The organism is Lacticaseibacillus sp. 53-4 (assembly GCF_016861805.1).
In the GTDB taxonomy this organism is placed as follows: Bacteria; Bacillota; Bacilli; order Lactobacillales; family Lactobacillaceae; genus Lacticaseibacillus.
In genome coordinates this window covers 76,861-102,496 of sequence record NZ_BOLT01000007.1, presented here as the reverse complement: position 1 = coordinate 102,496, position 25,636 = coordinate 76,861, and the positions used below count along the sequence as shown (strand labels likewise).

The following is a 25,636-nucleotide window of genomic DNA, read 5'->3' as shown; positions in this document are numbered from 1 at the left end:
GATTACTACCGACGCATGGCTTAACAACCTAGACCACTATCAAGGATTCGTTATCACCGTTGCACTTGACTTGAAAATTGAGGACAAAGAACAAGATATGCCAAGCGATAATCCACATACAGAGGTCTCGAGTGACAGCCAGCACATTCAGCTATCTTACAATTTTGACAGCAGGGACACAGAAAAATTTATGAAGGAGCTGATTCAAAAACATCAGATTCCAAGAGAACATGATGTCACGGTTGTGCCTTATGATAAGAGTGATGAGGTTGAAATGAAATACACCTCTTATACGACGGTTTATGAAATTCCCACGAAGTTTCAGAACTAAACAAAATAGTCAGAATAAACTTACCCTGGCTTGAAAGAAGGTTCTCTAGCATGCAAGAGCGTCAATATACCAACCGCGGAGAATACGAAACCTACAAAATGGCAAAGTTACTGCAGACCCAGTATCCTGAAGACGGCATCAAAATTTACGCTAACCTGTTTCTCAGTCTCAATGATGGGGAGCCCAACCGGCAAATCGATCACCTGTTATTAAGTCACCGCGGTCTGTTTGTTCTTGAGACCAAGTACTGGACCGGCACCATTTATCACGAGATTACACTCGATCAACTCACTGAAGAATGTGCCGACTACTGGCCGATTGTCAAAGATTCATTGCCTAGCACCATCCGCCAACTAAAGCATTCTGATTTCTTTACGCTGGTTGCCAGACCTGATGAAGCACTCGAGGGCTATGCGAACTGGCACGACCCTGCTCAGCAAGTGAAGACCACGATGGCCAAACTGCATACTTTTCTGAAGGAGCACCTGGAGATTCCGCCATTTGTGCATGGTTTCGTACTATACGCGTACCCTCAGTCAGATGAAAACAAAATTTTCGATTTAAACGGCCGGCTTGACGGAGATGACGATACCAAGAATGACGATGCTGCGGAAATCACTGGTCACACAGCATCTGAACCAGATGGGTTCTCTAGTTTGGCCCGGTTTCGAGATTATTATGAGCACATGCCAAAAATGGTAATGCAGGCGTCTCGAACCACTGAGATTGCAAAATGTATCGAAGAAGAGATTATCAACTAACTGCACCACGATTCCGAAGGCAAGGAAAATAGACAAATAACAAGGCTGGTCCGAATTCTCTCGGACCAGCCTTGTTGCTTCTCAAGAGATTAATGTTGAGAAACCCGGTTGCACGCCAAGCCTGATTATCTTTGCTGTTAATCTGCAAATCGTGTAAGTATATTCGAGAATCGAACTAATCCGCCCATGTGGACAAAGCTCAGTAGATTGTTCCACAATTCAGAAACGGGAAAATCATGGCTCTAAGTCACGAATCTGATCGAGCAAGTCTTCAAAATGGTCGACCTGGCTCGCGTACTCGTCCAGCTCGCCACCGTACTGCTGGTTGAACCCTTCCAGCCCGTCGCCGGCGAAGGCAAACTCGTAGTTGTGAATGGTCTCGTACGTCTGGCTGAAATCCGCCAACAGCTCGTGGTGCTGACCGTCCAGCTGCAGTGCCATCTGGATCACGCGAAAATCGGTGTAGGCAAGTTCGAACTGCACGGCCCACCGACGCATGAACGGGTGCTGATTCTGAATGTGCGCCAAGTGATGGGTGGTGGTCCATTCCAGGTTATCGATACTGTTCTTCACGTCTAACATCTAAACCGCCCCTTTCGCGCCCACTTTACGCCCGGCCCGGCACTGAGGCAAACAATTCGCCTTGCCTGTATGTGGCAAGTCTTTCTTAGTTCCAGTTGACTGAGTTTGTAATGATAGGTTCTAGCCAATCGGATTTAGATGATTCGCCGCACTGGCCATTCGTGCAAATGAAGTAGCACTCAGCCCTTGGTGGCTTTTTTGGTGTTTAACGTGCAGCTTGCTTGGTGGGCAACAGTTCAATAATTAACATCGCCGTTGTCGCAAGCCCCACGATCAGAGACGAGACTCTCGCATTATTTGAAAAAATGAACACGCTCGAGACATTGATTGCATATAATACGGCAAAAACGATCCAACTCACACCCGCATCACGAAATCTGCGGATGGTAATTGCCATAGACGGTAAGAACAGAACAATCACAACGACTAACAAAATGAGTAACGCCGCAATCGATCCACCCAGAAAGTCCAGTACTCCGCTACTTGCCGAAAATTTCCCGCTATTGATCACTTTGAGTACATGCTGAACAACGACTGCGCCTACCGAAAAGAACAATATTAACCCAAAAATAATTTCAAAAAGCGTTGTCCACCAAAACTCTCGTCTACTACTTTTACCGACAAAGTTCACGTAGTTGGCAAAGAACGCTTTTATTGCCCGGAAACCACCAACGCCATAATACGAGTTGCGATTTTTACGGACAAGCGCGTCATCTAGGTGTTTCATAATATCCCTCCGAAATACTAAATATTGTTAATATCATAATCAATTGTTAACGAATATTTAGGCTAATTTTTGGCTGATGCAACTAACATTTTGTCTTGCCTACTGCTCAGCCACGGTCATGCGCCGCATCCCCAGCGCGGTCAACCCAAAGATTACAGCGAAGACCAAGAGCGCTGCTGCCACGATCAAAAACGGGTTCGCCTGAGCTGCCGGCAACGTCTGGGTCAGGGATCCACTGGCCAAGTGCCGGGTCAGCGCAGCAGCAGCACTGTCGGAAGGCGCAATTAACCGGCCAACCGGAAACCAGGCCAGCGCAACCGCAATGAACACCCCGCAAAGCGTCAAGGCTGCTGCCACCCGGTCCACCCGCTGCATCAGCACGTTGAAGAACATCCCAATGCCACCGAGTGAAGCAAACACCAGCACAATGAACAGCGCGTTGGCGACCCACGCAACCGGTGTGTACGTCCCCGAGTACCCAAGCTCCTTGATAAACAGCATCGGCACGCCGAAGATGGTCATGATCAGCCAGTCAAGGGCAAACCCGACCAAGCCATAGCACAGCCAGCCGGTCAGCTGCGTCCAAAACTGCTGCCAACGCGGAATGCCAAACTGAGCGGCCAGACGCAGCCATTTTGGGGTCAAGATCATGCTCGCTACGATGGTGAACATGCCAGTCGGCACGATCATGGTGTTGCCGAAGGGCTGATTCCAGTCCATCTTCGCGCCGACCATGGCGTTGATGCCGACCACAAAGAGAAAACTAAGCCCGAGCATCACCACGGCAAAGATGAGAAACGGTTTCGCCAGGTCCAGGAGCTGCATTTTTAACATGACACGTTTTTTCATGACTTTTCCCTCCTAAACCCGGTCGTTGAGTTCGGCGCGGCGGCCCAAGCGCGCCGCTAAATACCCAAAACCGACCGCCAGCACCGTGAAGATCAAGAGCAGGAGCAGCGGCTGAGGCGCCCCGTGCAGCGGCAGCCCAATCAGCGCCAGCAAGAACTGCAGCACGCCTGAATCGGTGGCCAGATCCGGCAGTGCCAGCATGATCAGGACCAAGGCCAACCCCGGCAAAACCATCAACCCATAGATGCCAAACACCAGCGCAAATCTCACTTTTCCGCTGAATGGCAGGCTAAGGAAACCGAGTGCAGCCCCAAGCGCCGAAAATGCCAAATACGCCATTAGCCGCAACAAGACGCTCATGAGTACCCCAGTTGGCCCAGTCAGGTGATAAACAGAAGCCAGAAAACTGCCCGTACCGTTGAACAGCGGAATGAGACTGACCAAGGTGACGAGCCCCGCCAGAACAGCGGAACAAGCCACCAGCCCGACTGCTGCGGTTTGCAGATAAAGCTTGCGACTGACGCCGTTTTGAAACGCCGACCCCAGCGCCCATGGCGTGGCAAAATAACCCAAAATTGCGGCGATATACAGGCCAATAAACTCGCCAGACCAGCCGTTGGCGTCAGACGTGTCGCCGAGAAAACTCATCACCACCAGCACGCCCCAGCCAAACAGGCCGCCAATCATAACGATACTCATCATCTGCAACTGCACTTTCAGCATCGCCTGAAATTTACTCGTCATCAGCGCCACCCCCATCGCGGGTCAGCTCCAGGTACATCTGCTGGAGATCCATCCCGCCGACTGTGACGCCTGCCGGCACCGGCTTTTCCAGTGGCGCATCCAAGGTGTAGGCGGTCAGCATGCCGCCCAGCGGCACTTCGCGCAGCGTGCACGTACCGCCGAGCCACTCATGAACCAGTGCCGTCGGACCGGTGACCACCCGGCCCTTGGCAGTCAGATCAGCGACATCCTCATCCAAGGTGATGGTCCCGCCATCCAGCACGAACACATGGGTGACCAGATTCTCGATTTCTTCGATTAGGTGGGACGCGATGATGAACGTCCGCGGCTTGCTGGCAAAGGTGTTAGCCAGCTCCTGGTAAAAAATCTCGCGGTTGTTGGCGTCAAGCCCCAGTACCGGCTCGTCCAGCATGACGAACTCGCACGGCACACACAGCGCGATGATCAGCTTGGCGATGGTGCGGTACCCGGTCGACAGCTTGCGGAACCGCTGGTGCGGATCCAGCCCAAAAGCCTTGACTAGGTGAGCGGCCAGCTCGTCATCGAAGCTCCCGTACATCTCCCGCGTCAGCGTGAACAGCTGCTCGATCCGGCTATCGCCTGGGTACAGCATCGCCGCGCTCATCAGGAAAATGCGATTTTGGGCGTCGCTGTTTTCGGTGACGTTTTTGCCGTTCAGGAGCACCTTGCCGGCCGTCGGGAAGAGGCGGTTATTGACGATTTTCATCAGCGTGCTCTTGCCCGCGCCGTTGCGGCCCAGCAAGCCATATAGCTGGCCGGCCTCCCATGTCATGTTGACGCCGCGCAGCACCTTTTTGGCGCCGAAGTTGCGCGTGACCTGCTTAAACTCTAACTTACTCATGCCCCATACCCCTCTTCCACTGCGGCGATCAGTTCCGCCTTGCTAATATCTAACGCCTTGGCGGCCGCAACCAGGTCCGCGATGCGCTCGGCGTAAAAATCGTGCTTGCGCTTCGCCTTGATCTTAGCCTGCGCCCCTGGCACCACGAACATGCCGATGCCCCGCCGCTTCTCGATCAGGCCCAAATCGACCAAAACATTCATCCCCTTGAGCACGGTGGCTGGATTGATGGCGTAGCTCTTCGCCACTTCAGTCGTCGACGGGATCTGCGTGTCCTCAGCGAACGCGCCGCTCAGAATCCCCGCCGTGAACTGATCGGCAATTTGCTGGTACAGCGGCACGACGCTGCTTGCATCGAATTTCATGGGCCGCCTCCTTCCGGTTATTTAGTTAATTAGTTGAGTAACTAACCTACGCTGTCAAGATACCCTCTTCACAACAAGAAGTCAACAAAAAAGTCGCCCAACGTTCTGGACGACTTTTGAATTTAAATTTTAATGCCGAAGGTCTGCAAGATCAGCCAGATGTTCAAAATGATCAAGACAATCGTGACAAACCACGCGGCGTATTTGACCCAGGCGCGGTTCTTGAACTCGCCCATCAGCTCCTCACTGGAGGTGTACGAGACCAGCGGCACGACCGCAAACGGCAGCGCCACTGACAGGAACACCTGCGAGAAAGTCAGCAGCCCTTCTATTTTGGCCTCGTTGCCCTTGTAGATAATGGCAAAAATCAGCACCGGGGTGACCGACAGCAGGCGAGTCAGCAGGCGCTGGGCCCACAGCGGCATTTTGAGGCGGATGAACCCTTCCATGATGATCTGGCCGGCCAAGGTGCCGGTGATGGTCGAGCTCTGCCCCGAAGCTAGCAGGGCCACGGCGAACAGCATCGACAGGACTGGGCTGGCGATCGCGCCGACGACCTTGCTGTCCTGCAAGGCGTTGAACAGATCGACGAAGCGGCCCAGGTCGGAATTGGTGCCAAAGAACAGCGCCGCCCCTAAAATCAGCAGCAGCGAGTTGACCACGAACGCGATACTCAGCTGAATGTTGGAATCGATGGTGCTGAAGCGAATGGCCCGGTGTACCGCCTTCGGATCCTTGCGGTCGACCGCGCGCGTTTGCGAGATAGACGACCCCAGGTACAGGTCGTGCGGCATGACGGTCGCCCCGACGATCCCCAAAGCCAGGTACAGCTCGGAGCGGTTCGTCAAAATGGTCGGCGACGGAATGTAGCCTTGCAGCATCTGCCCGACATCAGGCTGGGACAGCAGCACTTCGTACGTGAAGACCATCAGGATCACGGCGACCAGCACCGCGACAATAGCCTCAATTTTTCGAAACCCGAGGCGCATCAGCAGCAGCAGGATCAGCACGTCGGCCGATGTGACGATGATGCCGACGATCAGCGGGATCTTGAACAGCAGCTCCAGCGCGATCGCCGACCCGATGATCTCGGCCACATCGGTCGCCATGATGGCCAGCTCGGTGATGATCCATAAGATGAACCCAGTGACCTTGCCGGTACGCTCGCGGGTGAGCTGCGCCAGATCCTTGCCGGTGACGATACCCAGCCGGGCGGCCATTGCCTGCAGCAGCATCGCGGTCAAGCTCGAGATCAGGACCACTGTCAGCAGCGTGTACTTGAACTGCGCGCCCCCGGCGATCGAGGTGATCCAGTTGCCGGGATCCATGTAGCCGACCGCGATCAGGATCCCCGGTCCGGTGTAGGTCAGCAGGGTTTTCCAGAAACCGGCGTTCTTTGGGACCTCGATGCTGCCGTTGATTTCGTCCAAGCTTTTCGAGCCGGCCTCCTCTTCAGCGAACATGACTTGGTGCTCTTTGCGGGATGACTTTGCCATCACGCCACCTCCCCTTCTCAGGATTTCCCAAATACAGTCTACGTCTATGATAAAACTTCATATGTAAGTATAGCGATATTTTAGTCTTCCCGAAACCCCCAAATTTCCGCTCGTCACTTCTTTTTGAAAAAACCAAAAAGAACCGTCACCACAGAGTTGTGATGACGGTTCGTGAACGACTCGGACAAGTTATTTCTTGTCGGTCGTGGCGATCTTCTTGCGCTTAGCGACCTTTTGACGCTCGCCAGTGTTCAAGATCTTTTTGCGCAAGCGAACACTCTTAGGTGTCACTTCGCAGAGCTCGTCGTCGTTCAAAAATTCGATCGACTCTTCGAGGCTCATGTTCTTCGGGGTCTTGATGGCCGCCGCGTGGTCTTTCCCGGCCGCACGGGTGTTGGTCAGGTTCTTCCCCTTCGTCGCGTTAACGGCGATATCGGTTTCGCGGTTGTTCATGCCGACAATCATGCCTTCGTACACTTCGGTGCCGGCGTCAACGAACAACTGCCCGCGTTCCTCAATGCTCTGCAAGGAGTAGGTGGTGGCCACGCCTGCGTTGATGGACACCAGCGCACCGTTGACCCGGCCAGGCGTCCAGTTGCGAACGACCGGCATGTACTTCTCGAACGTGTGGTTCATGATGCCGTAACCACCGGTCGAGGACAAGAATTCAGTCGAGTAACCGATCAGGCCACGCGATGGGGTCAGGAAGACCAGACGGGTCTGACCATTGCCCTCATCAGACATGTCCTGCATCTCACCCTTACGCTGAGACATCGCATCGATCACGGTGCCGGTGTACTTGCTTGGAATGTCGATCTGCACTTCTTCAAACGGCTCCATGGTCTGGCCGTCGATTTCGCGGTAAATGACTTCCGGGCGGCCGAGTTGAAGCTCAAAGCCGTCACGGCGCATTTCTTCGACCAGAATGGACAGGTGAAGTTCGCCACGGCCGGAAACCATCCAGGCGCCGGCTTTATCGGTGTCGTCAACTCGCAACGAGACGTCGGTCTGCAGCTGAGCCTTCAGACGGTCTTCGAGCTTGCGCGCGGTGACCTTGTCGCCTTCGCGGCCGGCAAACGGGGAATCGTTTTGCATGAACATCATTTGCAGAGTCGGCGGATCGATCCGCAGAATCGGCAGGGCTTCCGGATGGTCAGCGGCGGCAACGGTTTCGCCGACGTAGATGTCATCCATCCCGGACACGGCAATCAGATCACCGGACTTGGCCGTCTGGATCTCGACCCGCTTGAGGCCGAAGAACCCAAACATCTTGGTGACGCGGAAGTTCTTGTGAGAACCATCCAGCTTCATGACCGTGACGTTATCGCCAACGGAAATCGTGCCGCGGAACACGCGGCCGATCCCGATACGGCCCACGTAGTCGTTGTAGTCCAGCATGGAAACCTGGAACTGCAGCGGTTCGTCGGAAGTGTCTTCCGGGGCCGGAATGGTCTTGAGAATGGTGTCAAACAGCGGCTTCATGGTGTGTTCCTGGTTGGCCGGGTCGTCCGAGTAGCTGGAGGTCCCGTTCAACGCTGATGCATACACGATTGGGAATTCGAGCTGGTCTTCGTCAGCGCCGAGTTCGATGAATAATTCAAGGACTTCGTCAACGACTTCAGCAGGACGCGCACCGGGCCGGTCGATCTTGTTGATGACCACGATTGGGGTCAGGTGCTGCTCGAGGGCCTTTTTCAAAACGAAGCGGGTCTGCGGCATGGTGCCTTCGAACGCGTCAACGACCAAGAGGACCCCGTCGACCATTTTCATGATCCGTTCCACTTCGCCACCGAAGTCCGCGTGCCCTGGGGTGTCCACGATGTTGATGGTGGTGTCCCCATATTTAACGGCCGTGTTCTTCGACAGAATGGTGATGCCGCGTTCCTTTTCGATCGCGTTGGAATCAAGCGCGCGGTCCCCGATCTGCATGTGTTCCGGCAAGGTGTCGGACTGCTTTAACATTTCGTTGACCAGGGTGGTCTTACCGTGGTCGACGTGGGCAATGATCGCAATGTTGCGAATATCGTCGCGAGTCTTCAAATTAATTAACTTCCTTTCAGAATGGCCTTGTGTGGCTGCAAAATGCCAACCAACTCGGCGCTGGTTCTGGCATAAAAAAACATGCCTCTTCTGAGACAGTCTTCGAAATAAGAGTATAGCACAAACCACGCGCCTCGGATACCTTTTCTGAAAAGTCATGCGAGGCTTTCGTGAAAATTACTTGGCAGGCATCTGGTGCAGAATCTCCGCGTGCGCCTGCGGCATGGCGGCCACCACCACGTCGGCCTTGAGCAGATCGATTGCCGACCCGTTTGGCCGCGTGCACTTGAGCCCGAACCCGGTCCCAATCGCCATGCCGGCGGCGATGTCCCAGGGCTGCAGGTACGACACATACCCCACCAGCTGGCCCAGGGCGATGGCTTTAAACTCCATGCCGGCGGACCCGGAGATCCGCGCGCCGGAGCTGGCCAGCGCGATGTCGCCGAGATTCAAATAGTTGTGAATCGTCATCGGCCCGCTGGCGCCCAGCAGACCATCTTTTAGCAAGCGGTCAAGCGGCAGGCTGACCGGCTGGCCATTCAGCATTGGCGGCAGGTTTGGCCCGCCGGTGACCAGCTCGTTGCGCATGACGTCCAGGATGGCCCCGTACAGCGGCACGCCATCTTGGTACACGCCAATCATCACGGCGAAATTGGCCCGCTGCTTGACGAAGTTCATGGTGCCATCGATCGGGTCGACAAAAAAGACCAGACCGGCCATGTCAGCAACTTTCGCCGCAGTGCCTTCCTCGGCTTCGATTTTTGCTTCCGGATACGCGGTGCGAATCTTCGCAACCAGAAACTGCTGACTTGCCGCGTCGACATTGGTGACCAGGTCATTGCGACCGGTTTTGGTTGCCACGTTGACTGGTGTTTGCATCGCCGTGAGGATCCGCGTGCGGTCTTCGGTCAGCCAGGCTTCAATGTTTGCTGCGAGCGCCTCGAGCATCATGGGCTGCCTCCTTTACGCGCACGCGACCGTCAGTGGTCGCCTGCGCCGCCTTCATCACGCGGTAAATCGAGTAGCCAGAGGCCTGTTCAAACTCCCGGCCCAGCCGCCGCTCGGTGCCCTTGTCCGGCACCACCTCTTTGAACCCGGCGTAAGCGGCCAGCAAATTGGCGCGGTCGACCCCTTTTTCATAGGCGTCTTCCACTAATGTGTAAAGTGTGGTGACTTTGATCATCTCGCTTTTGGACCAATCCAGGTCCAGCGGGTATTCATAATTGGCTTCCAAATTTAGTTCTCTCCTGCTTCGATCGCGGCAATTTGCGCGGATAGGCGAGTCAGCGCTTCGGCCAAGCTTTGCTGCTCAGCCTCAGACCCGGTGACGCTCGCCACCGCGGTGATGCCGCGTCGATCGATTTGAACCGGCCGCGAGTAGACCAGCGGCTGGTCGCCTTTATCGTAGCGCACGGCCACCGGCGCAATCAAGGCAGAGCCAGCGTTGGCCGCCAGCAGCCGCTCGACCAGGCCGCACAAACTGTGACCGTCTGCCGCCTTCGCGTACGCCTGGCAGGCCGTCAGCACGCGCGTCATGATGCCGGACGCGTCGTCTGCGTCTTGCAGCAGCGTCATCACCGCAGTCGCGCCAATGTAGGCCCGACTCCACAGCAAGGTGAAGTCCGGCTGGGTGCCGATCACATACGCCGTGACCGCACCTGCCGGGACGTCAAACTCGCGCGCCAGGCTGTGCTCAAAGCAGCGGGTCAGCCCCATCGTGCCCAGTCCCATCACCGCGTCTGCCTTTAAGCCGGAGAAGCGCTGCGCAAAATGGGTGCACAGCTCGCTTTCTTGGGTCGCCACCAGCAGGCGGCCGCTGAACCCGGCGCCCATCGCCGCCTTCAACTCGCGCCGCATGCCGGCCAGATTGGCTGCCTGCACCGTTTCTGCCGCCCCTTCGGCAAAATCGGTGATGATCAGCACATCCGCATCGGCCAGCTGCTTGGGCGTGGCCTTTTGAAACGCGTTCTCGCTCACCGCGGCCAGCGCAATTAGGCCATCCAGCCCCACATGTTCGGTCGCCGGTGTGTCCAGTAAAACCGCCAGCGGCAGCCGGCTTTGAATCAGTTTGGCGGCAATGTCTTGCGTCGCGCTGGTGTCCCCACAAACCACTACTTTTTGCATAACTTACCCTCCAAGTCTCTTAAGGTAATATTAAACAATTGCAGTGCGATAAGACGATACAGTTTCATGTCAAAACGTGGACACTGGATCGTGGACAGTGGCAGGCGTGTCTAACTGAGGAACACGCGCAGTTTTCAGGAGAGATGCTGGTCCCTGAACTAGTGGACCATCGCACTTTCCCCACCGAAATGCCACTGTACATCTAAAAGTTTCGGAAAAATTCTTGCATAATGTTTATTAGATGTTATTGTTAAAACAACAGGTTAATTACAAAAAAACATCAGGCCATGTCAGTCAATCATTCTACCAGGAGGCTCAATCCATGAAATATCTCATCACTGGCGCTACAGGACATCTCGGTCGCAAAGTCATCGATCAGTTGGTCGCTCTGGTCGGCGCGTCCGCATTAACCGCGGCTGTACACACCCCAGCAAAAGCCACTGCCCTGAGCGAGCGAGGAATCAACACGGTCGTTCTGGATTACCTCAACGTCGAGACCATGCGTCAGGCTTTCTCTGGTCAAGACGTCGTCCTCTATATTCCCAGCAAAACCTACGATGTCTTACAGCGAATCACCGAATTTGAAAACTCAATCAAGGCGCTCGAACTCGCGAAGGTGCCATCTGTCGTGTTCGTCAGTTTTTATGCCGACCAGGAGAATAATCCTTTTAGAATGTCACCATACTACGCCTACGCTCCACGCAGGCTAGCCACCAGCGGCCTCCAGTATGCGGTCGCGAAAAACTCGCTGTACGCCGATCCGCTCGTGCCTTATCTGCCGGAGTTGATCGAGCGCCAGGCGTTGATCTATCCCGTCGGCAATCAGGCGATGAGTTTTATCACCCAGGACGACAGCGCCAAGGCAATTGCCACCTTGGCCGTAAAGCCGGAATTGCGCGACGCTGGCCAAATATACACGCTGACCCAGGAAAAAGCCCTGACCATGCCAGAACTAGGACGGATCATGACCAAAGTCACCGGTCATGAAATTGGCTATAAACCCGTGACCACGGCAGAATTCGGCCGCATTTATGCGGCGGAAGGCGATGGTGAAGAACTCGCCAGCATGTATGCCGCCGGCGCCTTGGGTCTGTTCGACCAGGCCACCAACGATTTTTCGAAGATCACTGGCGAAAAGCCTGAGAGCATGTCGGCCTTCCTGAAGCGCAGCTACCGCCCAGAAGCGTAAGCCTCCTGGTTTCCTTGCCCCAGCATCGGGTGGGGAACACCGTCACTGGCGCCGCCATTCTGAAAGCAGGATACACGATGAAATTTTCCCATAAACTCAGTGATGCCCTCCACATTTTGGCGTACGTCCAGATTTATGCTGGCGGCGACCTATCCAGTGCTGCGATTGCCGCAAGCGTGGAAGCCAACCAAAGCATGGTGCGGCAAATGATGTCTAAACTAGTCAAGGCCGGCCTGCTCAATAGCCAACCTGGCAAGGTCGCAGTGAGCCTGGCTAAGTCCCCTGAAAACATCACTCTGCTCGACGTTTATCTGGCTGTTGAGGACAATCAAAACCTGTTACACATCGATGATAAAACCAACCCATTGTGCATTGTTGGTGGCAATATTCAAGACACCCTGAATGTCGTATACGCCAACATTCAACGCGATACTGAAGCCAGCATGGCCAAGCACACGTTGGCAGAGATAATCGCCGACATTCTGGTTCGCCAGGACGCCAAATACTAACTCAAAAGCGTATTGATGATGAGCTTAAGACTCTCACCAATGCGCTTTTTGTGTGGGGTAAACTGAAGGCTTGGTTGACTCCTGTGTACCCGCTTGCTGCCGAACTTGCGCGCCGGATGAGCCCCATCGGCTCTCCACGCCCAGCAGGAAAGCGCAAAAATACCGCCCATCGAATGATGGGCGGTATGCATTTCATTTTCAATTAAACTGAGGGTCGGGGCGACGTGACTGGGTCCTGGTTGTACCGGAACGCGGTCGCTTTGACCGCACTCACGTCACTTTTAACCAGGGAAGCCCGACCCGCAACCTGCGGGATCAGGGCCAAGTCGTCGTGAACCTGCTTGACTTTAATTTCAACTTGCTGAATCAACTTGCTTGCGCTGATCACGCGGCCTAACCGGATGATGGTGCACTTGATGCCAGTCAGCAGCGCTTGGAAAATCGCGACTACTGGCAGCCCGCTTTTAACGGCGAAAATCTCGTTGGCCATCTTCGCGATGTACCGCTGATCGCCCACGGCCAGCACCCGCGCCTGAACGTCTTCATTGACGCGGCTGCCCGCCAAGGCAACCCCTTGCGGCATCGTCTTGCCGGTGAGCGTCAGGATTACCTGCAACCAGCGGCTTGGCGTAGCAGAAGCAGTGGTCGCCACATCCGTCGCCAGCAGCGTGCCGGCCGGGATCTTGACGATATCACCGGCAACTAAACCAGCAAGCGTCGTGCCCCGAACCAACCCGTCGCGCACCACCAGAACCTGGCGGTTGCCATTGAAGTTGGTCAGCCAGCGGCAAAATGCGGCGTGCACCGCGTAGCCGCCCATCACCAGCAGCGCCGTGAGCGCCAAACCGAGCCAAACCCGGTCAAGCAGCACGTCGCTGAGCACACCCAAGCCAGCGCTGAGCATGGCAATTGGGCGCAGTGGGAACGTGGAACGAAGTGGCGTCGCAACAGTGCGCAAGTTGAACTGCATCTTGTTGACCTGAGTCGTGCTCAGGCCAGAATATTCTTGCATAAACATCGTGTTCTCCTCTCTTCCCAGAGAGGGCTTGCGATGCGCCTATTTACTTATATATCGAACTAAGTGGTGGCACAATGACAAACCTTCCGGGATCCGCACTGTCCGGACTACCGCCACCGTCAATCGCTGTTTGTTTCATTGCGCTCACCACCTTTCAGTTGACTTGCCGTTGTGCTCGCGGTTTCCACCCGCGTTTTTTCTCATCTAGAATAGAAAAAAGCGCACACCGATTGAGTATGCGCGATTTGCATCCCAATCGTTTAGTTTTAGCACTATACGCCTAGAAAAGTTCTCAGCTGCATTAGCGCGGGCCTTTGTAGACAGGCGCAGTTGACTCATTGGCATCTCTGGATGTTTCTGAGCAGCAGCATTGTTCGTATAGGAGCCTCACCTAACGGAAAGCACCATATTTGTTTACAAGCCTAATTCTACTTACTTTTGCCTTGCCTGTCAACCGCCAGACCCTGGTACATCAGCCTTGATGAGCATTTTCTCATTTTGAGCGCGACACCAACAGAATTCGCCAAACACCCCTGCCCGCCCTCATTTGCGCGTTTTGCTTGCCTGCCAGTTGTGCTAAAGTAAAAAGGAATCGATTTGAAGTGGAGGCGTTACGCTTGTATCTAATGAAAGACATTACCCGAGACGGCGACCCCGTCCTGCGCGCGCGGGCGAAGAAGGTCAAGTTTCCGCTGTCCGATGAGGATAAGCAGCTGGCCCATGACCTGATGGAATACCTGGTCATCAGCCAAGACGAAGAAGAAAACAAGAAGTATCAGCTGCGGCCCGGCGTTGGCCTGGCTGCCCCGCAGGTCGGCGTGTCCGAGTGCATGGCCGCCGTGCTGGTCCCCGGTCCGGACAACGAGATTTTGTTCAAGGAAGTGTTGGTCAACCCGGTGATTATCTCGAACTCCGTGCAAGACGCCGCCCTTTCCGAAGGTGAAGGCTGCCTGTCCGTCGACAAGGACATCGAAGGCTACGTGGTGCGCCACGACCGCGTCACCATCCGCTATCAGAACCTGGATGGCGAAACCAAGAAGGTGCGCCTGAAGAACTACCCGGCGATCGTCTGCCAGCACGAAATCGACCACCTCAACGGGATTTTGTTCTACGATCACATTAATAAGAAGACGCCGTTCAAAATGGACCCTGAGGGCATTTTGATCGACTAAACCCAAAAGCGTCTCTGGTGCGGCGGCAAGCCTGACTTGCCGCGCGCCCATCAGAGACGCTTTTTTACACTCGCTGAATGTCCTGCAGGTACGCAATCGTTGGGGCATTCGTGACAAAGGCGACATCGAAGTGTGTCTTGCCGTCCCGCTCCCAAAAATCGGTAATCACAAACGCCGGATAGCGCGGATCGGAGCTGGCGATGTGCTGATCCTCCGCCGTGTCGCGCAGCTGATTTTGAAGCCGGTCGCGCGTGATCTTGATTTTCGGGGTGTCCGTCTCGTATTCAAAGCCCATAATGCCGTGGCCCCACACATCGGCGACCGCATCCGAGTGCAGCGGGTTATCAAACGGCCAGTGCAGGACCGTCAACACCTCCGCCACCACCTGGTCGGTCAGCTGCTGACTGTGCCGCACGAACAGGCGCAGCGCGCGCCGCCGCCTGGCGATGCGGAGCCAAATGACGCCGGCTAAGACCACGCCGACCGCAAGAATTGCAAGCAACCAGTACATGGTCTCGCCTCCTTTGCGTTCATTATACCGCTTTAAAGCCCGCGGCGCCGCTGGCAGCTGGTGGCGCAAGCGCCCCTTATATGCTAAACTATCTATAACTGTTGAGTTTTCAACATTTGACCGGCAAAATTTGCGAAGATCCTCAGCCTGAGGCCATTTTCGCGTGCAAAGGAGTTTTATTTATGATCTATAAAGTATTGTACCAACCGGACAAGATCCGCAATCCGCGGCGGGAAACCACCCAGACCCTTTACATGGAGGCCGAATCTGCGGCCGCTGCGCGTGCTGCTGTCGAACAGCACACGGACTACAACATTGAGCTTGTGCAGGAGCTCACCGGCAACTTTTTGGAATACGAACAGAAGTCGCCGAACTACAAGCTGACGGAGTTCTAATTATGGATCTAAACATAAAGAAAGATGAAGTCGCAGTCTTTGCCATTGGCGGTCTCGGTGAGATCGGCAAAAACATGTACGGCGTCCAATACAAGGATGAGATCGTCGTGATCGACAACGGCATCAAGTTCCCCGAAGACGACCTGCTGGGCATTGACTACGTGATTTCTGACTACTCGTACCTGGTTGAGCACAAGGACATGATCGATGCCCTGGTCATCACCCACGGGCACGAAGATCACATCGGCGGCATTCCCTACTTCCTGCGCGAAGTGCCGAATGTGCCTGTTTACGCCCCACCGCTGGCAGCGGCCTTGATCCGCGGCAAGCTCGAAGAACACGGCCTGCTGCGTTCGACCGAGCTGCACGAAATCAAGGAAGAAGACGTCCTGAAGTTCAAGAGTCTTTGGGTCGACTTCTTCCGCACCACCCACAGTATCCCTGATACCCTGGGCGTGGCAGTTCATACACCGTATGGGGCAATCGTTGAAACCGGGGACTACAAGTTTGACTTGACCCCAGTTGGCGACCAGCCAGCGCCGAACCTGCAACGTATGGCCAAACTTGGCGAAGAAGGCGTGCTGCTTTTAATGAGCGACTCGACCAACGCCGAGATCCCGAACTTCACCAAGTCGGAACGATTCGTGGGGCGGTCAATCCGCCACATTTTCGATGACATCGAAGGCCGCATTATTTTCGCCACCTTCGCGTCGAACATCTCGCGGATGGAGCAAGCCATTCAGGCGGCGCGTGAGCACGGCCGCAAAATCGCCGTCTTCGGCCGGTCGATGGAAACCGCGCTGGTCAATGGCCGCGAACTGGGTTACCTCGACGTCACCGACGACGAACTGATCGACCCGCACGAGCTGAACAAGATGCCCGCCGAAAAGGTCATGATCCTCTGCACCGGCTCGCAAGGCGAACCAATGGCCGCCCTGTCCCGGATCGCCAACGGCACACACCGGCAGATCACGATCCAGCCTGGCGACACCGTCGTCTTCTCCTCTAACCCGATCCCTGGCAACACGGTTTCCGTGAACCACGTGATCAACGAGCTGGAAGAAGCCGGCGCGACCGTCATTCACGGCAAGGTCAACAACGTCCACACCTCTGGTCACGGCGGCCAGGAGGAACAAAAGCTGATGCTGCGGCTGATGAAGCCGAAGTACTTCATGCCGATCCATGGTGAATACCGGATGCTCAAGATCCACACCGAGTTGGCGCAGGAGTGCCACGTCCCGGCAGAAAACTGCTTCATCATGGACAACGGCGACGTGCTGGCGCTGACGGCGGACACCTGCCATCGCGCCGGGCACTTCCCGGCCGGCGACGTCTATGTTGACGGCAATGGCGTCGGCGACATCGGCAACGCGGTCATCCGCGATCGCCGCATGCTCTCCGAAGAAGGCTTGGTCGTGGTCGTGGCCACGATCAACATGCAAAAACAGGCCGTGTTTGCTGGCCCGGACCTGCTTTCCCGCGGGTTCATCTACATGCGCGAATCCGGTGAGCTGATCAATCAAGCGCAGCACCGCGTCTACCGCACGATCAAGAACACATTCAAGGAAAACGAGAAGGTCACCGAAGGCATGCTCAAGGATGCGATTACGTCAAACCTGCAGGAATTCCTGTTTGATAAGACCGAGCGTCACCCTGTGATCCTGCCAATGCTGATCACCTTATAAAATCGAAAATGATTCTCGGCGCTTCGCTGAGGATCATTTTTTTGTCTGATTGGTCACGGCAGGCAGTCGCAAGCTTGATTTAAACGCATAAATATTCATCGCGTACCACCGATTTTATTGTGTTATTCATTGCTGGCCGGTATAATCGGTACTAGTGATTTTTGGAGGAGGCGAACGCATGGCGGCGGCATTTTACTACATCATTTTCAATCCGGCAGCCGGCTCTGGCAACGCTGTGGACACGCTAAAGGCAGTCCGCAAGGTCATGAACGATCGGCAGATCGACTATGAGGTGCGCGTCAGCCGGTACTCCGGCCACACGGTCCAGTTGGCCAAACAAATCGGCAGCTTCAACGACCATCCGGGCGCGGTCGTCTTAGTCATCGGCGGCGACGGCACGCTCAACCAGACCATTACGGGATTGAAAATGACGCGGCAGGCCGACCTTGCCGTTGGCTACATCCCCGCCGGCTCCGGCAACGATTTTGCGCGCGGCATTGGGCTGCCGGACGATCCCATGAAGGCGCTCGAATGCGTCCTAAGCACCGAAACGCCCCTTGTCCTGGACATTGGTCAATATGCTGAACAGACCCATCAGGAAAGCGGCTATTTCGTCAACAACATCGGCATCGGCTACGACGGCAACGTCATTGCCCGCAGCTCACACAGCCAAATCAAGACTTTTCTCAATCGGTTCCACCTGGGCAAGCTCTCCTACTTCATCACTGGTGTCATTGTGTTCTTCGCGCAAAAACCGTTTCCGGTGATCGTCTACGACCAGCAAGGCCGCATGGAAATCATTCAAGACGCCTTCCTCGTCGATGCCACCAACCATCCCTACTTCGGCGGCGGCATTCGCTTCATGCCCGGCGCCGTGCCAACAGACGGCCAGCTGGACTTGGTGTTGGTCGAGCATCCCAATTGGGTGGTGTTCTTGTTCTACCTGATTCAGCTGATCCGCGGCAAGGAAGCCAAGTACGACCGCATCCACCACTTCAAGGGCAATCACCTGCGCCTCGAAACCACCGAGCTTGAGGCCGGCCAAATGGACGGCGAGGAAATGGGTACCCGCCCCTTCGAGCTGGAATTCACCGTGGCCAAGCAAAACTTCTGGTTCAACCTATCAGAAAAAAAATAATCTCTTCGCCCAACGTGGCAAAGAGATTTTTTAATGGAGCGTCACTTTCTGCCCGCTGGTCGTGAGCACGCCTTCTGCCGTCAGCTTGGTGAACTGGCGGCTGAGCGTTTCCGGCGTCACGCTCAGCCAGGAAGCGAGGTCACGTTTGCTCATAGGCAGTTGCAGATGCCGCGTCCCCTGCTGCGCGCTGAGATCTTCCAGGTACTGCTGCAGGCGGGCCTGAGCGGTCAGGGTGCCGTAGCGGGCGCTGCGCGTTTCCAGCGCCGTCAGCCGCGTGCCAAACGCATTCAGCAGGCGCACTGCCAACTTGGGCGACTGCTCGAGCAGTGTTTGAAAATCCTGCCGCCTGATCGTGCAGACGAGGGAATCCTCAACTGCCACCGCCTCATTTTGATGAGTCTGCTCCGCAAACAACGCCGCCTCACTATCCACACTGTGCGGGCCAAGAAAGTAGAGCACCTTCTCTTGCCCGTCAGGTGTGGCCCGCATCACTTTCACGCGGCCGCGGTCGACCACCAGCAGCGCGGCCACCGGCGTCCCCGGTTCGTACAGCGCTGTCCCTTTGCCGACTGGCCGCTGGTGCGTTGAAATGGCTGCCAGCGCCTTCACCACGTCATCGTCCAGTCCGTTAAAAATCTCAGCCCCGCGCACGCATGCCACTGGATCATGCATCATGATGTCTCCTTTTTGGGTGGAATTGATATATGTCAATTACAAGTGTCCAAATACATTGTACACTAACGGTATCAAAATCAAAGGAGCAATTCATCATGGCAAATTATCACGCAGAAATCGTGGCCCTCAACGCTGACAAAATTGGGACCGCCGCGCACGGCACCGCGGACTTCACCCTGACTGACGAAACATTGACCATCACCATCGAGATGTTCGACACGCCGGCCAACACTGAACACTGGGAACATTTTCACGGCTTCCCGGACGGCAAGCAAGCCCTGGTCGCCGGCCCCGCGCAGGACGCAAACGGCGACCGTTTTATCGACCTGATGGAAACCGGCAGTGTCTCCGGCACCACCATGGTCCCGTTCGATGATGCGCCCGAAAACATGGACATCCCCCACGACCGCTACCCGGTCGCTGATGCCACCGGCCATTTTGCCTACACCAAAGTCGTGCCGCTGGCCGCCCTGCAAAACCACTTTGAGCAGGCGTTCGGCAGCCGCGACCTGCAGCTGGACAAGCGCGTCGTTTACATTCACGGGGTGCCGCAAAGCCTCGTTCTGCCTGCCACCGTCGCCGGCATGGTCGGCGATTTCGATCAGCACGTGACGCTGCCGATCGCCGCCGGTCAGATCAAGCGTGTTGACTAGCCTTAGCACCCGTTCAATGCCAACAAAAATGCCATTGCCTGAATAAAAAAGGCAATGGCATTTTTCTCATCGCCTCGTTGAGACGGTCAGAAGTAATCTGAGAAGTACGGCTCGTCGTTGGGAATGATGCGCTCCAGCTGCTTAATGGCCGCCTTGCTAGCTTCGATGCGCTCAATTTTGGCCAAGTACGACGGGCGGCGGTAACTCATCAGCATGGTCGTCAGCGTCTGAATGTCCAGCTTGACCGGGTCGCCCACCGGCCGATCGGTGACCTGCAGATGGCCGGCTTCGTCCCACCAGAGGCCGAAGACGCCGTTGTTCCAGTCGGCCAAGGGGTCTGACACGACGAAGTGCAGCGGCTTGTCCGCCTCTTCAAACGGGTACGACTTGAGGAACTGGGCCACGTCCACGATCCGCGCCATGAAGTACGGGTGGATGGTCTGGGTGATGTCACCATCGTCCAGCAGGAAGTGCAGCGGCTCGTTTTTGTAGATGTCGCCTTTGACGTGCTCCACCATGGAAAAATGCGCCGCGACAAAGTTCCACAGGCCGATGCGGGCCTCCTGGGTGTTGTAAACCATTTCCTTGATGTGGAACACCTCATCGGCAATCCAGTACAGGACGTACCCTTGCGGAATGTCATTGTCGTCGTAATAAACGCCGGCGATGCGCTCGTCCTCGTCCTCCCAGCGCCAGTATTCGTCCCAGTTGAGCTGGTTGCGGATCATCGCGCCGTGATTGTGCAAGGCGAACCGGTTGTAAATCTCGATCACGTCCGGGTCATCGATTTCCAGCCGCTCGACGTGGCCGGGCAGCGAGTTGTCGACCTTGGGCAGCTGGGTGTCCTTGACGTCGAAGGTCAGGTGATCGGACATGATCTCCCAGCCCTTTTTCCGGTAAAACGGGATGCTGTACGGATACAGGTACGAGATCCACTGGTGGTGGTCCCGCATGTGGGACAGGCCGATTTTGACCAGATCGTGCATCAGGCCGTGGCCGGCGTATTCCGGGTACGTCCCCACGCCGGTCAGCCCCGCCATGTCGTACAGCTGGCCGTGAATGTTGACGCGGCAGGGGTAAATCGCCAGCTGCGAGATCAGCTGATCGCCCTGCCACCAGCCGATGACGTCGGACTTTTCGAGCACTGGGCGCTTGGCCCGTTCGAGCTCGCCGTCCTCGTAGCCGGATTCCTCGACCTCTTTGGCTGTCACTTGAAACACGTAGGCTAATAAATCGTTGAACTGCTCGAGGTTAGCCGGGGTGACCGGCCTGATCTCAAGCTCGTCGCGGATGTCGTCTGCCATAAAAACTCCTTAGTGGCTTACTCAGCCTCCTGCGCTGCCAACAGCTTCGCCGGCGTCAGCCCATTTAACCCGATACGCGGGTCGATGGTCTGAGCTTGAATCAAAGCTTTGGTCAGGCGGTATTCTTTATTTGGATCAATTGCTTCACTATTTTCATTATCCGAAGCATCCGGCGCACTGTCAACCGCTGTGGAAGCAGGTGGTCGCGCCGCGGTCGCGGCAGGCGTGCTTGCGGCAAAAATGTCCGGCTGATCCTGCTTCATCACCTTGGCCAGCCGATCAACCAGCGCGGTTTTGCGGTTGTCGGCGACGGCTTCAACGGCCGTTTCAAAGGCCCGCGCGTCCCCCATCAGGATCAAGAAATCCCGCGCCCGCGTCACCGCCGTGTACAGCAGGTTCCGCCGCAGCATGCGCCGCGCGTTCAACGTCAGCGGCAGGATCACGACCGGGAATTCCGAACCCTGGGCCTTGTGGATCGAAGTCGCATAGGCCAGCGTGATTTTGGACCAGTCGCTGCGCTGATACTGCAGCTCGTTGCCGTCAAAATCAATCGTCAGCTCGTCAGTTTTGCTTTCGGCTTCCTTGGCCGCGGTGATGCCGGTGATGATGCCGAGCTCACCGTTGAACACATTCGCGTCTGGATTGTTGACCAGCTGCAGGACCTTATCGCCGATGCGGTACTTGACCGGACCAAACTCGACTTCCTTGGTGCGGTTGGATTTTTTCGGATTCAGTATGTCCTGAATCAGCGGGTTGAGCTGGTCGATGCCGGCCGGCCCGCGGTACATTGGGGCGAGGACCTGCACGTCCGCCTTGTCGAACTGGGTCGCGGCCTTGCCAACGACCTGGCCGACCACCCGCGCCAGCTGCTCCGGCGGGCAGAGAATGAACGAGCGGTCCTTCTTGCTTTGCTGCCAGTCTGCCGGCAGTCTGCCAGCATTGATCGCATGCGCCAGCGGAATGATGGACGAATCTTCGTCCTGGCGGTGAATGTGGCGCAGCTCCATGGCCGGTAATGTCCGGCTGCGAAGCAAGTCCGCAAACACCTGGCCCGGGCCCACCGATGGCAGCTGGTCTTTATCGCCGACCAGGATCACTTTGATGCCCGGGTGCAGCGCCGCCAGCAGCGTGCGGAACAGGTAGGTGTCGACCATCGACATTTCGTCGACGACCAGCAGCCCGTCCGGCAGGTCCTTGGGCTCGTACTCCTGCGCGTCGATGGCCAGTCCCAGCAGTCGGTGAATCGTCGATGCCGGCAAGCCGGTAGTTTCCATGATGCGCTTAGCGGCCCGGCCCGTTGGCGCCGCCAGCATCAGCGGAAACGGCTCATCTTTGTACGTGTTGATGTCCAGACTGAGCCCGTTCAGCTCGGCATACGCGCGCACGATGCCGTTGACCACGGTAGTTTTCCCGGTGCCTGGTCCCCCAGTGAGCAGGAAAATCTCGTTTTGCAGCGCCTGCTTAATGGCGGCGGTTTGCGTCTCGTCGTAGTGGATCCCCGCTTCTTTTTCGACGGTTTTAATGACCTTCGCCGCCGCTTTGTCGCTGGGCGGATCTTTGACCGGCTCCTTCAAGGTGGCCAGCCGCGTGGCGATTTCTCCTTCCGCGTCGTACAGCCGTTTAGGGAAAATGCGCTGACCGTCGGCGTACAGCTCGCCTTTTTCCGTCAGGGCCAAAATGGCCTTGCCCACCTGGTTGGCATCGATCTGCACGTTGCGGGCACTCTCCAGCACGCCAAGGGCCGAGTTGACGAGCACCGGCAGCGCGACGTACGTGTCGCCTTCGCCGTCGGTCAAGCGCTGGAGTTCGGCTAGCACCGCCCCGCCCAGCCGAATCTGGGAATCCGGCTCGATGTGCAGGTTGGCCGCGATGGCATCGGCGCGCTTAAAGCCGATGCCGTCGATGTCGGCAATCAGCTGGTAGGGGTTGTCCTTGATGACGTCCAGCGCATCGGTTTTGTATTTTTGGTAGATTTTGGCCGCCATGTTGGACGTGAAGCCAAAGTCGTTTAGGCCGATGATAACCTGCTCCATGCCAAGATTCAGCTGGAGGTTGTCGACCAAAGTGGCCCGTTTTTCGGCGTTCAGGCCAAGGGGCTTGAGGACATTTTCGTCCTTGAGGATCTTGTCGATGGCGCCGGTGCCCAAAGCATCGACAATTTTCTTGGCGGTGATGCTGCCGATGCCAGGAAAGCGGTCTGAGGCCAGGTAGTTGATCAGCCCCTGCTTAGAGGTCGGCTTGTCGACTTGATAGTTGTCGGCCGCAAACTGCAGCCCGTAGCGCGGATGGTTGACTACTTTGCCGACAAACGTATAAGTCTCGTCTTCCTTGATGTCACCAAAATTCCCGGTGACGGTGATCTCGTCATCGGGCCATTGAATATTTGTTTTGGTGATCGTCACCGCGACGATTTTGAAAAACGTGGTCGGGCTTTGGAAAATAATGCTTTTGACCCGGCCGCTGACGCTTTGCTGTGCATCTTCATTCATCGGCTTTACCCTGCGCCTTCAGGAATCCGGCAATGTCCCGGACCTGACCGGCCTGCTGATCATAGCCCTTAGGATCGAGCTTTTTCGCCTGGTCCAGGTACTGGCTGCCGTCTTCGTCTTGGCCGGTCAGTGCCATGCCGTAAGTGAACAGCACCCGTGCATTCTTGATCTGCAAAAATGGCGCCAGCAGCTTGGCGGCGTCCGCAAAGGCGCCAAGCCCCAGCAGCAGCTCCGCCGAAAGCAGCGCCGCGTCCACCTTTTCGGGCGCGGCGTCATGCGCGGTCAGCGCAAAGGCCAGCGCCTTTTGCACCTGACCGGCCTGCTGATAGCTGAGCGCCAGCATGTACTGCGCGTCCTGCTTGAGGGTGCCCTTCTTCGCAGTGGCCAGCTGACCGAAGTACTTGATTGCCAGCGTCGAATTCCCCTGGCTGAACGCTAAGAGGCCGGCGTCGTACGTCAGCTCGGCATCATTGGGGAAAAGCCCCAGCGCCTTGACGATCAGCTGGCTCGCCTCATCGTAGGCGTGGATGCCGATCAGCATGGTCGCCAGCACGGCGTAGCGCTTCGGGTCCGTCGGCTTTTCGTCAATGCGTTTGACGGCGGCCTGAATCGCTGCATCGTGGTCCCCTTGATTAAATTGTGCGGTCAATGACGCCATGGCTGGTGCCTCCTAAATCGTGTCGGTTGGATCAAGTTTCTTCGTGATGTAGTCCGTGTCATTCCAGCGCACCAGCTTGAACGGCAGCTGAGGCCCGTGCGCGTCAAGAATCGTGACGCTGCTGTTGGTCAGCCCGCCATCTTTGCGCATGTCCTTGATGGGGGTGCCAAGCAGGCTTTGAATCAGCGCCACCAGCGCCGCCCCGTGGCTGACAAACAGCAAGTTATCATCCGGCTGCGCTTGTTTGACGGCGGCGAGCACCACCGGCTGCATTCGCTGGATCAATTCTGGAAACGACTCGCCTTGAATTTTGGTCGGATCGTATTCGCCGGGGGCGTAGCGGAACGCGTGAAGCTCCGTGGGATATTTTTTCTCCACATCAGAAAAGCGCATGCCTTCCATGCGCCCGAGGTTGAACTCGCGCATCCCCACCGTGGTCGTCGTCGGAATGTCTTGACCAAGCTGCTTGATCAGATACTGCGCCGTTTTTTGCGCGCGCGGCAGCGGACTGATGTAGGCGTGGGCAAATTTGACCCCACGTACGGTCAGGTAGTTGGCCAACTGGCCGATTTCCTCATAGCTTTCCTTAAGCAGCGGCGAATCGCCGTTGGCCCCTTGGTAGCGCCCTTCCAGGTTCCACTCCGTCTTCCCGTGTCGAACAAAATATAACCGCGTCAATCTTGCTCCCCCTAATGGTCTTATATAGTTACTAATTATCGCGATTTAACGCGCCTAATTCAAGGGGGCTAAAACCATCAAACCTTTGGGTTCATCAAACAGGCCTTGTCCACGTCGATGGTGTGGCCTTCAAGCCCCAGCAGCATCATTTTGCGGTCGATGCCACCGGCGTACCCGACCAGTTCACCGTGCTTGCCGACCACGCGGTGGCACGGAACGACGATGCTGATGGGGTTGTGTCCTACAGCGTTGCCGATTGCACGCGGCGAGGTCGGCCGGCCAAGGGTTTCGCCCACTTGAGCGGCCAGCGCGCCATAGGTGGTCACTTCACCATAGGGGACCGTTAGCAAAGCCCGCGAAACAGTCTGACGAAACGTCGTCCCGGTCAGCTGGAGCGGCAGCGCCTTGGGATCAGGCCGGTCGCCGTCAAAATAGTCCTGCAACCACAGGCCAGTTTTGATCAGGACTGGTGTCACCTTGCGCGGCACCCGACCCAGGTCAAACTGCCCGCCAAAGTAGTCCTGGTCCTTGAACCAGATGCCCAGCAGGTGATCGTCGTCGGCCAGCAGGGTCAACTCACCGAATGGGGATTCATACGTGCTTTGTGCTTGCATCACGGCACCTCCAATTGCTTTTATTTTACCATACGAACACGTGTTCTGAACAGCGCACCAGCGCCTG

Annotated in this window: 28 protein-coding genes and 1 riboswitch; of the genes, 9 read left to right on the top strand and 19 right to left on the bottom strand. The window is 56.2% G+C overall.

The annotated features are described in order from the left end of the window. Positions 1–331 (top strand): hypothetical protein (locus JUF21_RS04660; protein WP_203663238.1); only part of this gene is annotated, 331 nt, incomplete at its 5' end. 50 nt (positions 332–381) lie between these two features. Further along, on the top strand, positions 382–1,092 hold the full coding sequence (locus JUF21_RS04655) for a nuclease-related domain-containing protein (RefSeq protein ID WP_203624272.1): 711 nt from the start codon (positions 382–384) through the stop codon (positions 1,090–1,092). Between the two features lie 234 nt (positions 1,093–1,326). Here the strand turns inward: JUF21_RS04655 and JUF21_RS04650 are convergent, their stop codons facing one another. The 11 genes from JUF21_RS04650 to JUF21_RS04600 all read right to left on the bottom strand — a co-directional run bounded on the left by JUF21_RS04650 (position 1,327) and on the right by JUF21_RS04600 (position 10,881). Then, complete coding sequence (locus JUF21_RS04650) at positions 1,327–1,674, bottom strand: hypothetical protein (protein ID WP_203624273.1); 348 nt, start codon at positions 1,672–1,674, stop codon at positions 1,327–1,329. Between the two features lie 205 nt (positions 1,675–1,879). Continuing rightward, on the bottom strand, positions 1,880–2,401 hold the full coding sequence (locus JUF21_RS04645) for a DUF805 domain-containing protein (protein WP_203624274.1): 522 nt from the start codon (positions 2,399–2,401) through the stop codon (positions 1,880–1,882). A gap of 99 nt (positions 2,402–2,500) precedes the next feature. Beyond that, positions 2,501–3,250, bottom strand: coding sequence for a hypothetical protein (locus tag JUF21_RS04640; protein ID WP_203624275.1), 750 nt, complete (start codon positions 3,248–3,250; stop codon positions 2,501–2,503). 12 nt (positions 3,251–3,262) lie between these two features. Then, positions 3,263–3,994, bottom strand: coding sequence for a hypothetical protein (locus tag JUF21_RS04635; RefSeq protein WP_203624276.1), 732 nt, complete (start codon positions 3,992–3,994; stop codon positions 3,263–3,265). Beyond that, complete coding sequence (locus JUF21_RS04630) at positions 3,984–4,856, bottom strand: ATP-binding cassette domain-containing protein (protein ID WP_203624277.1); 873 nt, start codon at positions 4,854–4,856, stop codon at positions 3,984–3,986. Before JUF21_RS04630 ends, JUF21_RS04635 begins: the two co-directional genes overlap by 11 nt. Then, positions 4,853–5,221 carry a GntR family transcriptional regulator gene (locus JUF21_RS04625; protein ID WP_203624278.1) on the bottom strand — a complete coding sequence of 123 codons (369 nt, stop codon included), beginning with the start codon at positions 5,219–5,221 and terminating at the stop codon, positions 4,853–4,855. The genes JUF21_RS04630 and JUF21_RS04625 overlap by 4 nt, the downstream gene beginning before the upstream one ends. Before the next feature lie 122 nt (positions 5,222–5,343). Further along, positions 5,344–6,717 (bottom strand): Nramp family divalent metal transporter, encoded by a 1,374-nt coding sequence (locus JUF21_RS04620; RefSeq protein WP_203624279.1) that lies wholly within the window; start codon positions 6,715–6,717, stop codon positions 5,344–5,346. 189 nt (positions 6,718–6,906) lie between these two features. Beyond that, a complete protein-coding gene (gene typA / locus JUF21_RS04615; protein ID WP_203624280.1) occupies positions 6,907–8,757 on the bottom strand; it encodes a translational GTPase TypA in 1,851 nt (616 codons plus the stop codon). A gap of 177 nt (positions 8,758–8,934) precedes the next feature. Next, entirely contained in the window at positions 8,935–9,708 is a 774-nt protein-coding gene (locus JUF21_RS04610) for an inositol monophosphatase family protein (protein ID WP_203624281.1), read from the bottom strand. Next, positions 9,677–9,991: a UPF0223 family protein gene (locus tag JUF21_RS04605; RefSeq protein ID WP_203624282.1), complete on the bottom strand. Its 315-nt coding sequence runs from the start codon at positions 9,989–9,991 to the stop codon at positions 9,677–9,679. The genes JUF21_RS04610 and JUF21_RS04605 overlap by 32 nt, the downstream gene beginning before the upstream one ends. Before the next feature lie 2 nt (positions 9,992–9,993). Next, positions 9,994–10,881: a lactate dehydrogenase gene (locus JUF21_RS04600; protein WP_203624283.1), complete on the bottom strand. Its 888-nt coding sequence runs from the start codon at positions 10,879–10,881 to the stop codon at positions 9,994–9,996. 322 nt (positions 10,882–11,203) lie between these two features. On the opposite strand from JUF21_RS04600, the gene JUF21_RS04595 reads away from it, so the two are divergent. Together JUF21_RS04595 and JUF21_RS04590 are read left to right on the top strand one after the other, a co-directional pair. Continuing rightward, positions 11,204–12,070 carry an SDR family oxidoreductase gene (locus tag JUF21_RS04595; protein ID WP_203624284.1) on the top strand — a complete coding sequence of 289 codons (867 nt, stop codon included), beginning with the start codon at positions 11,204–11,206 and terminating at the stop codon, positions 12,068–12,070. Positions 12,071–12,147: 77 nt separating this feature from the next. Then, positions 12,148–12,579 (top strand): Rrf2 family transcriptional regulator, encoded by a 432-nt coding sequence (locus JUF21_RS04590; RefSeq protein ID WP_203624285.1) that lies wholly within the window; start codon positions 12,148–12,150, stop codon positions 12,577–12,579. 202 nt (positions 12,580–12,781) lie between these two features. On the opposite strand, the gene JUF21_RS04585 is transcribed toward JUF21_RS04590, so the two are convergent. Continuing rightward, entirely contained in the window at positions 12,782–13,597 is an 816-nt protein-coding gene (locus JUF21_RS04585; RefSeq protein WP_203663236.1) for a hypothetical protein, read from the bottom strand. A 244-nt stretch (positions 13,598–13,841) separates the two neighbouring features. Then, positions 13,842–14,003: riboswitch (M-box (ykoK) riboswitch) on the bottom strand. Between the two features lie 211 nt (positions 14,004–14,214). On the opposite strand from JUF21_RS04585, the gene def reads away from it, so the two are divergent. Further along, complete coding sequence (def, locus tag JUF21_RS04580; RefSeq protein ID WP_203624287.1) at positions 14,215–14,769, top strand: peptide deformylase; 555 nt, start codon at positions 14,215–14,217, stop codon at positions 14,767–14,769. Positions 14,770–14,833: 64 nt separating this feature from the next. On the opposite strand, the gene JUF21_RS04575 is transcribed toward def, so the two are convergent. Then, entirely contained in the window at positions 14,834–15,280 is a 447-nt protein-coding gene (locus tag JUF21_RS04575; protein ID WP_125755448.1) for a hypothetical protein, read from the bottom strand. A 182-nt stretch (positions 15,281–15,462) separates the two neighbouring features. Here JUF21_RS04575 and JUF21_RS04570 point away from each other — a divergent pair, with 182 nt between their 5' ends. From JUF21_RS04570 to JUF21_RS04560, 3 genes are all read left to right on the top strand, one after another. Then, entirely contained in the window at positions 15,463–15,675 is a 213-nt protein-coding gene (locus JUF21_RS04570; RefSeq protein WP_125755449.1) for an RNA polymerase epsilon subunit, read from the top strand. 2 nt (positions 15,676–15,677) lie between these two features. After that, positions 15,678–17,360, top strand: a complete 1,683-nt coding sequence (gene rnjA, locus JUF21_RS04565) for a ribonuclease J1 (protein WP_203663234.1) — start codon at positions 15,678–15,680, stop codon at positions 17,358–17,360. 178 nt (positions 17,361–17,538) lie between these two features. Further along, on the top strand, positions 17,539–18,498 hold the full coding sequence (locus tag JUF21_RS04560; protein ID WP_203663232.1) for a diacylglycerol kinase family protein: 960 nt from the start codon (positions 17,539–17,541) through the stop codon (positions 18,496–18,498). 30 nt (positions 18,499–18,528) lie between these two features. Here the strand turns inward: JUF21_RS04560 and JUF21_RS04555 are convergent, their stop codons facing one another. Continuing rightward, the gene (locus tag JUF21_RS04555) at positions 18,529–19,173 is read right to left on the bottom strand and encodes a Crp/Fnr family transcriptional regulator (RefSeq protein ID WP_203663231.1); all 645 of its coding nucleotides are present in this window, start codon (positions 19,171–19,173) and stop codon (positions 18,529–18,531) included. 92 nt (positions 19,174–19,265) lie between these two features. On the opposite strand from JUF21_RS04555, the gene JUF21_RS04550 reads away from it, so the two are divergent. Beyond that, positions 19,266–19,826, top strand: a complete 561-nt coding sequence (locus JUF21_RS04550; RefSeq protein WP_203623611.1) for a hypothetical protein — start codon at positions 19,266–19,268, stop codon at positions 19,824–19,826. 86 nt (positions 19,827–19,912) lie between these two features. Here JUF21_RS04550 and eis read toward each other — a convergent pair whose 3' ends face one another. The 5 genes from eis to JUF21_RS04525 all read right to left on the bottom strand — a co-directional run bounded on the left by eis (position 19,913) and on the right by JUF21_RS04525 (position 25,569). Next, positions 19,913–21,130 carry an enhanced intracellular survival protein Eis gene (gene eis, locus JUF21_RS04545; protein ID WP_125755457.1) on the bottom strand — a complete coding sequence of 406 codons (1,218 nt, stop codon included), beginning with the start codon at positions 21,128–21,130 and terminating at the stop codon, positions 19,913–19,915. Between the two features lie 17 nt (positions 21,131–21,147). Then, positions 21,148–23,619, bottom strand: coding sequence for an ATP-dependent RecD-like DNA helicase (locus tag JUF21_RS04540; protein ID WP_203663229.1), 2,472 nt, complete (start codon positions 23,617–23,619; stop codon positions 21,148–21,150). Then, the gene (locus JUF21_RS04535; protein ID WP_203623607.1) at positions 23,612–24,277 is read right to left on the bottom strand and encodes a tetratricopeptide repeat protein; all 666 of its coding nucleotides are present in this window, start codon (positions 24,275–24,277) and stop codon (positions 23,612–23,614) included. Before JUF21_RS04535 ends, JUF21_RS04540 begins: the two co-directional genes overlap by 8 nt. 12 nt (positions 24,278–24,289) lie before the next feature. Next, positions 24,290–24,955 carry a histidine phosphatase family protein gene (locus JUF21_RS04530; RefSeq protein ID WP_203623606.1) on the bottom strand — a complete coding sequence of 222 codons (666 nt, stop codon included), beginning with the start codon at positions 24,953–24,955 and terminating at the stop codon, positions 24,290–24,292. Positions 24,956–25,032: 77 nt separating this feature from the next. Next, positions 25,033–25,569 carry a methylated-DNA--[protein]-cysteine S-methyltransferase gene (locus tag JUF21_RS04525; RefSeq protein ID WP_203623605.1) on the bottom strand — a complete coding sequence of 179 codons (537 nt, stop codon included), beginning with the start codon at positions 25,567–25,569 and terminating at the stop codon, positions 25,033–25,035. Between the last annotated feature and the right edge of the window lie 67 nt (positions 25,570–25,636).

Bases quoted from the DNA above. Each gene is read 5' to 3' on its own strand.
- JUF21_RS04655 (WP_203624272.1), top strand. From the start codon at position 382: ATGCAAGAGCGTCAATATACCAACCGCGGAGAATACGAAACCTACAAA.
- JUF21_RS04650 (WP_203624273.1), bottom strand. From the start codon at position 1,674: ATGTTAGACGTGAAGAACAGTATCGATAACCTGGAATGGACCACCACC.
- JUF21_RS04645 (WP_203624274.1), bottom strand. From the start codon at position 2,401: ATGAAACACCTAGATGACGCGCTTGTCCGTAAAAATCGCAACTCGTAT.
- JUF21_RS04640 (WP_203624275.1), bottom strand. From the start codon at position 3,250: ATGAAAAAACGTGTCATGTTAAAAATGCAGCTCCTGGACCTGGCGAAA.
- JUF21_RS04635 (WP_203624276.1), bottom strand. From the start codon at position 3,994: ATGACGAGTAAATTTCAGGCGATGCTGAAAGTGCAGTTGCAGATGATG.
- JUF21_RS04630 (WP_203624277.1), bottom strand. From the start codon at position 4,856: ATGAGTAAGTTAGAGTTTAAGCAGGTCACGCGCAACTTCGGCGCCAAA.
- JUF21_RS04625 (WP_203624278.1), bottom strand. From the start codon at position 5,221: ATGAAATTCGATGCAAGCAGCGTCGTGCCGCTGTACCAGCAAATTGCC.
- JUF21_RS04620 (WP_203624279.1), bottom strand. From the start codon at position 6,717: ATGGCAAAGTCATCCCGCAAAGAGCACCAAGTCATGTTCGCTGAAGAG.
- JUF21_RS04610 (WP_203624281.1), bottom strand. From the start codon at position 9,708: ATGATGCTCGAGGCGCTCGCAGCAAACATTGAAGCCTGGCTGACCGAA.
- JUF21_RS04600 (WP_203624283.1), bottom strand. From the start codon at position 10,881: ATGCAAAAAGTAGTGGTTTGTGGGGACACCAGCGCGACGCAAGACATT.
- JUF21_RS04595 (WP_203624284.1), top strand. From the start codon at position 11,204: ATGAAATATCTCATCACTGGCGCTACAGGACATCTCGGTCGCAAAGTC.
- JUF21_RS04590 (WP_203624285.1), top strand. From the start codon at position 12,148: ATGAAATTTTCCCATAAACTCAGTGATGCCCTCCACATTTTGGCGTAC.
- JUF21_RS04585 (WP_203663236.1), bottom strand. From the start codon at position 13,597: ATGTTTATGCAAGAATATTCTGGCCTGAGCACGACTCAGGTCAACAAG.
- JUF21_RS04575 (WP_125755448.1), bottom strand. From the start codon at position 15,280: ATGTACTGGTTGCTTGCAATTCTTGCGGTCGGCGTGGTCTTAGCCGGC.
- JUF21_RS04570 (WP_125755449.1), top strand. From the start codon at position 15,463: ATGATCTATAAAGTATTGTACCAACCGGACAAGATCCGCAATCCGCGG.
- rnjA (WP_203663234.1), top strand. From the start codon at position 15,678: ATGGATCTAAACATAAAGAAAGATGAAGTCGCAGTCTTTGCCATTGGC.
- JUF21_RS04560 (WP_203663232.1), top strand. From the start codon at position 17,539: ATGGCGGCGGCATTTTACTACATCATTTTCAATCCGGCAGCCGGCTCT.
- JUF21_RS04555 (WP_203663231.1), bottom strand. From the start codon at position 19,173: ATGATGCATGATCCAGTGGCATGCGTGCGCGGGGCTGAGATTTTTAAC.
- eis (WP_125755457.1), bottom strand. From the start codon at position 21,130: ATGGCAGACGACATCCGCGACGAGCTTGAGATCAGGCCGGTCACCCCG.
- JUF21_RS04540 (WP_203663229.1), bottom strand. From the start codon at position 23,619: ATGAATGAAGATGCACAGCAAAGCGTCAGCGGCCGGGTCAAAAGCATT.
- JUF21_RS04535 (WP_203623607.1), bottom strand. From the start codon at position 24,277: ATGGCGTCATTGACCGCACAATTTAATCAAGGGGACCACGATGCAGCG.
- JUF21_RS04525 (WP_203623605.1), bottom strand. From the start codon at position 25,569: ATGCAAGCACAAAGCACGTATGAATCCCCATTCGGTGAGTTGACCCTG.